The sequence below is a fragment of the Staphylococcus sp. FSL W8-0056 genome, assembly GCF_037963075.1.
GTDB lineage: Bacteria > Bacillota > Bacilli > Staphylococcales > Staphylococcaceae > Staphylococcus > Staphylococcus aureus.
Map to the genome: position 1 here is coordinate 1,139,231 of NZ_CP150142.1, position 8,904 is coordinate 1,148,134.

Annotated in this window: 13 protein-coding genes; 2 read left to right on the forward strand and 11 right to left on the reverse strand. The window is 32.8% G+C overall.

All coding sequences use genetic code 11. The features are described from left to right. Window positions 1-138: 138 nt before the first annotated feature. The 11 genes from NSS86_RS05745 to NSS86_RS05795 all read right to left on the reverse strand — a co-directional run bounded on the left by NSS86_RS05745 (window position 139) and on the right by NSS86_RS05795 (window position 6,897). On the reverse strand, window positions 139-360 hold the full coding sequence (locus NSS86_RS05745) for a YozE family protein (protein WP_000801007.1): 222 nt from the start codon (window positions 358-360) through the stop codon (window positions 139-141). Beyond that, window positions 360-860 carry a PTS glucose transporter subunit IIA gene (locus NSS86_RS05750; protein ID WP_000473653.1) on the reverse strand — a complete coding sequence of 167 codons (501 nt, stop codon included), beginning with the start codon at window positions 858-860 and terminating at the stop codon, window positions 360-362. The genes NSS86_RS05745 and NSS86_RS05750 overlap by 1 nt, the downstream gene beginning before the upstream one ends. Window positions 861-871: 11 nt before the next feature. Then, window positions 872-1,300, reverse strand: coding sequence for a peptide-methionine (R)-S-oxide reductase MsrB (msrB, locus tag NSS86_RS05755; protein WP_000913317.1), 429 nt, complete (start codon window positions 1,298-1,300; stop codon window positions 872-874). Continuing rightward, window positions 1,293-1,826 (reverse strand): peptide-methionine (S)-S-oxide reductase MsrA, encoded by a 534-nt coding sequence (msrA, locus tag NSS86_RS05760; RefSeq protein ID WP_000159900.1) that lies wholly within the window; start codon window positions 1,824-1,826, stop codon window positions 1,293-1,295. The genes msrB and msrA overlap by 8 nt, the downstream gene beginning before the upstream one ends. A gap of 85 nt (window positions 1,827-1,911) precedes the next feature. Continuing rightward, window positions 1,912-2,751: a fatty acid kinase binding subunit FakB2 gene (fakB2, locus tag NSS86_RS05765; RefSeq protein WP_000166059.1), complete on the reverse strand. Its 840-nt coding sequence runs from the start codon at window positions 2,749-2,751 to the stop codon at window positions 1,912-1,914. Window positions 2,752-2,765: 14 nt separating this feature from the next. Further along, on the reverse strand, window positions 2,766-3,245 hold the full coding sequence (locus NSS86_RS05770) for a dihydrofolate reductase (protein WP_000175746.1): 480 nt from the start codon (window positions 3,243-3,245) through the stop codon (window positions 2,766-2,768). Window positions 3,246-3,444: 199 nt separating this feature from the next. Further along, window positions 3,445-4,401 (reverse strand): thymidylate synthase, encoded by a 957-nt coding sequence (locus NSS86_RS05775; RefSeq protein ID WP_000934894.1) that lies wholly within the window; start codon window positions 4,399-4,401, stop codon window positions 3,445-3,447. A 423-nt stretch (window positions 4,402-4,824) separates the two neighbouring features. Further along, complete coding sequence (brxA, locus tag NSS86_RS05780; RefSeq protein WP_000995287.1) at window positions 4,825-5,262, reverse strand: bacilliredoxin BrxA; 438 nt, start codon at window positions 5,260-5,262, stop codon at window positions 4,825-4,827. Between the two features lie 15 nt (window positions 5,263-5,277). Further along, a complete protein-coding gene (locus tag NSS86_RS05785; RefSeq protein WP_000404655.1) occupies window positions 5,278-6,402 on the reverse strand; it encodes a virulence factor in 1,125 nt (374 codons plus the stop codon). Window positions 6,403-6,439: 37 nt separating this feature from the next. After that, window positions 6,440-6,691: a NifU N-terminal domain-containing protein gene (locus NSS86_RS05790; RefSeq protein WP_000691942.1), complete on the reverse strand. Its 252-nt coding sequence runs from the start codon at window positions 6,689-6,691 to the stop codon at window positions 6,440-6,442. Window positions 6,692-6,702: 11 nt separating this feature from the next. Further along, entirely contained in the window at window positions 6,703-6,897 is a 195-nt protein-coding gene (locus NSS86_RS05795; protein ID WP_001795441.1) for a zinc-finger domain-containing protein, read from the reverse strand. 244 nt (window positions 6,898-7,141) lie between these two features. Between NSS86_RS05795 and NSS86_RS05800 the strand changes: the two genes are divergently transcribed. Together NSS86_RS05800 and NSS86_RS05805 are read left to right on the forward strand one after the other, a co-directional pair. Beyond that, a complete protein-coding gene (locus NSS86_RS05800) occupies window positions 7,142-7,846 on the forward strand; it encodes a queuosine precursor transporter (RefSeq protein ID WP_000282171.1) in 705 nt (234 codons plus the stop codon). A gap of 598 nt (window positions 7,847-8,444) precedes the next feature. Continuing rightward, window positions 8,445-8,846: a ribonuclease HI family protein gene (locus NSS86_RS05805; RefSeq protein WP_001062946.1), complete on the forward strand. Its 402-nt coding sequence runs from the start codon at window positions 8,445-8,447 to the stop codon at window positions 8,844-8,846. Window positions 8,847-8,904 lie beyond the last annotated feature (58 nt).

Below are 8,904 nucleotides of genomic sequence, written 5' to 3' on the forward strand. Positions count from 1 at the left end.
ATATCAATTTATGCAAGATAGCGCACCATATTTCACTATAATTGATTAATTTTTAGTCACAACTTAGTTTATTTTAAATTAAAACCAGGATAACGAATTGCATCACCCTGGTTCTAACTATTATTTTTAAAAATTATATTAAAATTTTAGCCATTCCGTATATTCTTCATATAAATCATCAAATACAGACATTGGCAATGTGAAATCACCATGTGTCTCAATATAATCAGACAGTATGTTAAAATCATCATCGTGTTTTGGGAAAGCAAGATCGTCAAATATCTCTTCTGCTAGACGACCTTTATCGTCGTGTCGACCACGAACTGTCATGACAAATTGATAAAACGAATAGTTTTTCATTAGTTCATTGTCACATCAATCACTTTTGTTTCACCTTTAATCACAGCATTTTCATCATAAATATTAATTGAAGCTGCTTGATCAGTGTTAGTAATTATAATTGGTGAAATAACAGATTTAGCGTTATTATTAATAAATTCAAGGTTGAATCTTACTAATGGATCTCCGACGTTAACTTCGTCACCACTAGACACTAACACTTCAAATCCTTCACCGTCTAATTGAACTGTGTCTAAACCGATATGAACTAATAATTCTAATCCGTTATCTGCTTTTAACCCAATCGCATGCTTAGTTGGAAAGACATTGTCAACACGTCCTGCAATTGGAGACACAACTTCTCCTTCAGTTGGATTAATACCAAAACCTTCGCCCATCATTTTTTGTGCGAATACAGGATCTGGAATATCTTCAATTTTCACGTATTCTCCAGTTAATGGTGCATAAATTGCGATATCTTTCTGAACTTCTTTGCCTTTTCCGAATAATTTTTTAAACATACTTTCCACTCCTACTTATCAAAATGTGATATTAAATCGCCATAACCCAATTCTTCTAATTTTTCATATGGAATAAATTGAATTGCAGCGGAATTGATACAGTATCTTAAGCCGCCACTTTCTTTAGGTCCATCATTAAAGACGTGTCCTAAATGACTATTTGATTCTTCTGAACGCACTTCAGTTCTTACCATACCAAATGATTTGTCGACTAATTCTATAATTTCATCGTCATCAAGCGCTTTAGAAAAGCTAGGCCATCCACATTCAGAATGAAACTTTTCTTCAGATGTAAATAAAGGTTTACCAGAAATCTTATCTACATAAATCCCTTTAGCAAAATGATTCCAATATTCATTCATAAATGGTGGTTCAGTGCCATTTTCTTGTGTAACAATATATTCTATGTCTGTTAGTTCACTTTTATCTTTTTTAAGCATTTTGATTCCCCCAATGTGATTCTATAAACGCTTTTCTACCTGAACCACGTTGATATTGGTAATAATGTACCGGGTTCTTTTTATAATAATCTTGATGGTAGTCTTCAGCTGGATAGAAATTTTTATATGGTTTAATAGGTGTAATCACTGGTTTCTTGAAAATACCTTGTTCATTTAATTGTTGCTTTTTAAACTCAGCAGCCTTTTTCTGATGCTCATCATGATAGAAAATGACTGGTTGATAGCTTTCGCCTCTATCGAAAAATTGCCCTTGATCATCAGTTGGGTCAAATGTTTTGAAATATATGTCTAATATATTTTCAAAGGAAGTAACCTCTGGATCAAACGTAATTTGTACTGCTTCGACATGGCCGGTTTTATTCGTACATACCTGTTCATAAGTAGGGTTATCAACATGACCGCCACTATAACCAGATACGACTGACTTGATGCCTGGATATGATGTAAATGGTTTAACCATGCACCAGAAACATCCTCCTGCTAATGTTGCATATTCTTTTGTCATATGAATTACCTCCTCTATCTATCTAATTATAAATTTAGTCTATAAAGGATTGAAATGGAAGTAATTAACACTGAAAAGATTAAATTTACTTCTTAAGGACTACGAGGCCAATCGCACCTTGACCAGTATGTGCAGAAATAACTGGTGTAGTTACATTTATATCGTAATTATTCACATGAAAAGCTTCGTTAAAAACTTTCTTCAATTTATCAACATATTCAATGACGTTAGCATGTGCGACACCAATGGATTTGATTTCATGATCTCCTATAAATTCAGCAATTTCCTTTTTCAAGTATTGGATACTAGAATTTTGAGTTCTCGCATTGTGCACAAGCTCTAAGCGACCATCATCAAGTGTACCAATTGGTTTAATTTTCATAAGATTACCAATCAAACCTTTTGTTTTACTAATTCTGCCACCTTTAATTAATTGATTCAATTGCCCTATAACTACAAATAATTTAATGTTTTCTCTTAAATGATTTAACTTTTTAACTATTTCAGAAGTTGAGACACCTTCTTTTACAAGCTCTACTAGGTGTTGTATTTGATACCCTAAACCAAAAGAAATAGATTTTGAATCAATAACAGTTACATTAGCATCTACCATTTGACTTGCTTGGTAAGCAGTGTTATATGTACCACTTAATCCTGAAGAAAGATGAATACTTATGATTTCAGAGCCATCTTTTCCTAGTTCTTCATAAGCAGATATAAATTCACCTATGGCTGGCTGACTTGTCTTTACATCTTCATCATTTTCAATATGATTAATAAATTCTTCTGATGTAATATCTACTTGGTCAACGTATGAAGCTCCTTCAATAGTTAAACTTAAAGGAATTACATGAATGTTGTTTGCTTCTAAGTATTCTTTAGATAAATCGGATGTTGAGTCTGTTACTATAATCTGTTTTGTCATGGTCGTTTTCCCCCTTATTTTTTACGAATTAAATGTAGAAAGGTATGTGGAATTGTATTTTTCTCATCTAGTTTACCTTCAACTGAAGAGGCAACTTCCCAGTCTTCAAATGTATAAGGTGGAAAGAACGTATCACCACGGAATTTACCTTCAATAACAGTAATATACATGTCGTCCACTTTATCAATCATTTCTTCAAATAATGTTTGCCCTCCAAATATGAAAACATGGCCCGGTAGTTGGTAAATATCTTCAATAGAGTGAATTACATCAACGCCCTCTACGTTGAAACTTGTATCTGAAGTAAGTACAACATTTCGACGATTCGGTAGTGGTTTACCAATCGATTCAAATGTCTTACGACCCATTACTAAAGTATGACCTGTTGATAATTTTTTAACATGTTTCAAATCATTTGGTAGGTGCCAAGGTAATTGATTTTCAAAACCAATTACTCGTTGCAAGTCATGTGCAACTAGAATGGATAAAGTCATAATTATCCTCCTTCTTCTATCATTTCATTTTTTATTACTAAGTTATCTTTAATTTAACACAATTTTTATCATAAAGTGTGATAGAAATAATGATTTTGCATAATTTATGAAAACGTTTAACACAAAAAAGTACTTTTTTGCACTTGAAAATACTATGATGTCATTTTGATGTCTATATGGTTAGCTAACTATGCAATGACTACACTGCTATTGGAGCTTTTATTGCTGGATGTGATTCATAGTCAACAATTTCCAAATCTTCATAATTTATGTCGAAAATAGACTTGTCACTGTTAATTTTTAATGTTGGAGGATTGAAGCTTTCACGTGCTAATTGTGTTTGAATCGCATCAATATGATTTGAATAAATATGTGCATCTCCAAATGTATGCACAAATTCTCCTACTTCAAGTCCACATTCTTTGGCAATAAGGTGTGTCAATAAAGCGTAGCTTGCGATATTAAATGGCACACCTAAAAAGATATCTGCGCTACGTTGGTATAACTGGCAACTTAACTTACCATCTTGGACATAAAACTGGAACATGGTATGACAAGGCGGAAGTGCCATTGTATCAATTTCTGTTGGATTCCATGCAGATACGATGTGTCGTCTTGAATCTGGATTATGCTTAATTTGTTCAATTACTGTTTTAAGTTGATCAAAATGATTACCATCTTTATCAACCCAATCTCGCCATTGTTTACCATAAACATTTCCTAAATCACCGAATTGCTTCGCAAAAGTATCATCTTCAAGAATACGTTGCTTAAATTGTTTCATTTGTTCTTTATATTGTTCGTTAAATTCAGGATCACTCAATGCACGATGCCCGAAATCTGTCATATCTGGACCGTTATACTCGTCTGATTTTATATAATTTTCAAAAGCCCATTCGTTCCAAATATTATTATTATATTTTAATAAGTATTGGATGTTTGTATCTCCTTTAATGAACCATAATAATTCGGTTGCTACTAATTTAAAAGAAACTTTCTTTGTCGTTAATAGTGGAAATCCTTTAGATAAGTCAAAGCGAAGTTGATGACCAAATTTCGAAATCGTACCTGTATTTGTGCGATCATTTCGTGTATTTCCTATTTCTAAAACCTCTTCACAAAGACTGTGATATGCTGCATCAAATGAATTCAACATATGCGATAACACCTCATTTTCATTATTTATAGTATGTATATTTAGTTTGATATAACTTAATTTTATGTAGCATTTTGTTATCACTCATTTTAGGAATATGATATTAATATCATGAATTCCGTTACTTTATTTATAAAATGCTGATTAAGTACCTACCACATCGTAACGTGATATATGTTTCCAATTGGTAATTGTTTACCCAAATCTATAACTTTAATGCTAAAAAATTTTAAAAAAGAGGTTAACACATGATTTGAATATTATGTTTGATGTCCTATTAAAACAGTTAAATTTCTAGAAAATATAGTTGGTAAAAACGGACTTTATTTAACAAATAGAATACAACTATATTCTCTATTTTCAATGACAGACACCATTTTTAATATTATAAAATGTGTTAACCTTTATATTTATTTATGTGTACTATTTACAATTTTCGTCAAAGGCATCCTTTAAGTCCATTGCAATGTCATTAATATCTCTACCTTCGATAAATTCTCTAGGCATAAAATAAACTAAATCTTGACCTTTGAATAAAGCATACGAAGGACTAGATGGTGCTTGCTGAATGAATTCTCGCATTGTAGCAGTTGCTTCTTTATCTTGCCCAGCAAAAACTGTAACTGTATTTGTAGGTCTATGTTCATTTTGTGTTGCAACTGCTACTGCAGCTGGTCTTGCTAATCCAGCTGCACAGCCGCATGTAGAGTTAATAACTACAAAAGTAGTGTCATCAGCATTTACTTGGTTCATATACTCCGATACTGCTTCGCTCGTTTCTAAACTTGTAAAACCATTTTGAGTTAATTCGCCACGCATTTGTTGCGCAATTTCTTTCATATAAGCATCATATGCATTCATATTTAATTCCTCCAATTAAATTGTTCTGTTTGCCATTTGTTTCCATACTGAACCAAGTGCCTCATCTCCGTTTTCAATACGAGATATGGCCATTTCAATTTGTAATTTAACTTCAAACGCATTGTCATTAATATGGGCTTTTAGTGCGGGAAGCTGCTCTGCATTACCTTCATCAAAGATAAACATAGCAGCACGCCACCTAACGATTTTCTGTGGATCATCTAATAGTAGCACCATTTCTGGTAGTGCCTCTGGATACCCTAAATCGCTTATGCAATCCCCTGCTGTTCTTCTTACAGCAGGACTTTTATCACGAAGCCCCTTATATAAATACGGTAAAATTTCTTTACTTTCAATCATACCTAATAATACAATCGCTTGACGTCTAACCGGTACTTTTTCATCAGATAAAGCTAAATCAAGTAGCGGTATATCTTCAAAAGTCGGCTTTGGAAAATGGTTTAACATTCGTAATCGAGTCTTCCAATTATCAGTTGCATGATATTCATCCAAAGAGACATGTCGATAGAAATGATAATTATTAGTTGCGTGATTTTCTTCTAAAGCATGTTTTACCAATACGGGTAACTGTGATTCTGGATAGGTAGCTAGCACTTCTTCTAGGACACCATCCATTACTTCTTCAATATTTCCATAGCGATTTCCTAAATCTAGCCATTTACGCATAAAAACAATATTGTCATGTGCTGTTTGCGCTTGAGTCATATGATCAACATATGTTTGTGGTAATTGTTCTCTTAATTCTTGGTCAGCAGAAGTTAGCTTAATTTGATACGGTATACCCTTAAAAGTTAATAATTCAGCTTTAATTTCACCAAAATAATTGTCAATTTGAGGTTCATTTACAGATTCTAAAACCTTATTCGCATCAGAAAAAGCAGCTTTAATATCAGGTAATATGACTTCCCAATCAGCTTTTGGTGCCTTATCAACAGCTAAGAAGTTCATGACATGAAAAATGGAAGTGATACCATCTATAGATAACAACTGATTTATAAATCTTGGTTGTGTTTCTTCTACTTTTTTATAAGTATTAGATAACTTGTCTTCTCTTGTATATGACAAAACAACTTTCATTGTATTTGGACTTGGTGTTGGCTCTATACGTAAAATTTCCATATACTTTATTCCCCACGAATACTAGTTGATGAAAAATTTATTCGAATACAGCCTCTACTTTTGGCAATACTGTTTCCCAATTTGCGTCATTTTCTTTATCTACTGAAATAAAGTCCATAACATGGAAAATTGATTTAACGCCTTCAACCTTTAAGATGTCATTAATAAATGCTGGCTGTGAATCATCAACTTTAGTATACGTATCTGATGTCATACCTTCTCTGCTTTCACTAAGTGTAATCTTCATTGTGTTGTGGTTCGGTGTTTCTGATATAGATATAATTTTCATTTGACTTCCTCCTATTGAAGTTCATTTCCTAATTGTTTTATTTCTTTCCCTATTGAACACTCATTGATACAAAAATGATGCGCCTTCGTTTTCCCCTCTAATTTACGCAGACGAGTTTTGATTGGACATTGATTGCAATAAGTATTCATTAAATCATCTATTTTCGCGAGTGCATTTTGCTCTGAAAAAGTTAAAATACGCGACACTTCCTTTATTACTTCAAAATATTGCAACCTTGTAAATAAGTGTTACTGTTTTAAATTTGACATAAAAATATTATAACATTTTTGACCCTAAGATTTGAATGAAACCTTTTACAATTCTATACGTAAAATGTATTTATATTCAAATGCTATTGCATCGCAAACGATTTTTCAGTAAAATGAGTAAGTTATTTATTGAGCGGTTTCTAAACACCCGCATGATCAAAATTTAGGAGGACATTTTAATATGTATAATGAAATTTTAGGACTAGTTACGTTTATTGCAACGTTCGTACTTATGGTACTTATGTATCGCTTTTTTGGTAAACAAGGTTTAATTGCATGGGTTGCAATTGGCACAATCATTGCCAACATACAAGTGATTAAAACTGTAGAAATCTTTGGTATTTCAGCAACTTTAGGTAATGTCATGTTTGCTTCTATTTATTTAGCAACAGATATTTTAAATGATATTTATGGGCGTAGAGTTGCAAAAAGAGCAGTTTGGTTAGGCTTTTCATCAACATTAATTATGATTATTGTTATGCAATTGTCATTACATTTTATTCCTGCACCAGAAGATATGGCACAAAAAGCATTACACGCAATCTTTGATGTTGTGCCACGTATTGCTTTAGGCTCAATTGTCGCATATATTATTGGTCAACATATTGATGTATTTATCTTTTCACTAATTAAAAAAGTATTTAGTTCTGATAAAACGTTTTTCATCCGTGCATATGGTAGTACATTTTTAAGCTCAATAATTGATACAGCTTTATTTGTAGCTATCGCTTTTATCGGAAGTTTACCTGGTACAGTTGTATTTGAAATATTTATTACAACTTACGTATTAAAATTAGCTTCAACAGTTTTCAATGTACCATTTGGATATATTGCTAAATCATTTTATCGTAAAGGTAAGATTGATAAGTTAGATCAAGGCTATTAACGCACTTACTACACAAAAGAATAAGTTTTAAGGGAGTGGGACAGAAATGATATTTTCGCAAAATTTATTTCGTCGTCCCACCCCAACTTGCATTGTCTGTAGAAATTGGGAATACAATTTCTCTTTGTTGGGGTCCATCCCCAACTTGCACATTATTGTAAGCTGACTTTTCGTCAGCTTCTGTGTTGGGGCCCACACCCCAACTCGCATTGCCTGTAGAATTTCTTTTCGAAATTCTCTGTGTTGGGGCCCCTCCCCAACTTGCACATTATTGTAAGCTGACTTTTCGTCAGCTTCTGTGTTGGGGCCCCTGACTAGAATTGAAAAAAGCTTGTTACAAGCGCATTTTCGTTCAGTCAACTACTGCCAATATAACTTCGTAGAGCATAGAACATTGATTTATGTCCCAGCCTGAAGATGATTTTTTTAGGAAGTATATTACAGTACTACGTATTAGAAAATCATCTTTGAATCAGCGAGTATTTTAAACACGTGTTACTTATTTAAGTGATGCGTGTTTTTTAATGGATTACCCAACATATTTTGTATTACAGTAATAGTAACTTTAACTAAGTATTGAATAGAAAGTAGGTTTATTATGGCGAAAATAAATTTTGATGCTGCGACGAAAGGAAATCCAGGCATAAGTACATGTGCCATTGTAATCAAAGAAGATAAGCAGCATTATACATATACACATGAGTTAGGCGAAATGGATAACCACACTGCAGAATGGGCTGCATGTATTTATGCACTAGAACATGCACGTGAATTAAATGTTCAAAACGCACTATTATATACAGACTCAAAGCTAATTGCAGATAGCATTGAAGCTGGTTATGTGAAAAACGCAAATTTCAAACCTTATTTTGATCAAATAGAAATATTTGAAAAAGATTTTGATTTATTATTTGTTAAATGGATACCGAGAGAACAAAACAAAGAAGCGAATCAACACGCTCAACAGGCATTGTATAAATTAATTAAAAAGAATAAATAAAAGGAGCACCGACTGATGTGATGTCAATCGGTGCTCCTCAATTTATCAAAGAAACAAA

What these genes read in the sequence shown, in the direction of transcription:
- NSS86_RS05745 (WP_000801007.1), bottom strand. Translation starts at nt 360, where the DNA reads ATGAAAAACTATTCGTTTTATCAATTTGTCATGACAGTTCGTGGTCGA.
- NSS86_RS05750 (WP_000473653.1), bottom strand. Translation starts at nt 860, where the DNA reads ATGTTTAAAAAATTATTCGGAAAAGGCAAAGAAGTTCAGAAAGATATC.
- msrB (WP_000913317.1), bottom strand. Translation starts at nt 1,300, where the DNA reads ATGCTTAAAAAAGATAAAAGTGAACTAACAGACATAGAATATATTGTT.
- msrA (WP_000159900.1), bottom strand. Translation starts at nt 1,826, where the DNA reads ATGACAAAAGAATATGCAACATTAGCAGGAGGATGTTTCTGGTGCATG.
- fakB2 (WP_000166059.1), bottom strand. Translation starts at nt 2,751, where the DNA reads ATGACAAAACAGATTATAGTAACAGACTCAACATCCGATTTATCTAAA.
- NSS86_RS05770 (WP_000175746.1), bottom strand. Translation starts at nt 3,245, where the DNA reads ATGACTTTATCCATTCTAGTTGCACATGACTTGCAACGAGTAATTGGT.
- NSS86_RS05775 (WP_000934894.1), bottom strand. Translation starts at nt 4,401, where the DNA reads ATGTTGAATTCATTTGATGCAGCATATCACAGTCTTTGTGAAGAGGTT.
- brxA (WP_000995287.1), bottom strand. Translation starts at nt 5,262, where the DNA reads ATGAATGCATATGATGCTTATATGAAAGAAATTGCGCAACAAATGCGT.
- NSS86_RS05785 (WP_000404655.1), bottom strand. Translation starts at nt 6,402, where the DNA reads ATGGAAATTTTACGTATAGAGCCAACACCAAGTCCAAATACAATGAAA.
- NSS86_RS05790 (WP_000691942.1), bottom strand. Translation starts at nt 6,691, where the DNA reads ATGAAAATTATATCTATATCAGAAACACCGAACCACAACACAATGAAG.
- NSS86_RS05800 (WP_000282171.1), top strand. Translation starts at nt 7,142, where the DNA reads ATGTATAATGAAATTTTAGGACTAGTTACGTTTATTGCAACGTTCGTA.
- NSS86_RS05805 (WP_001062946.1), top strand. Translation starts at nt 8,445, where the DNA reads ATGGCGAAAATAAATTTTGATGCTGCGACGAAAGGAAATCCAGGCATA.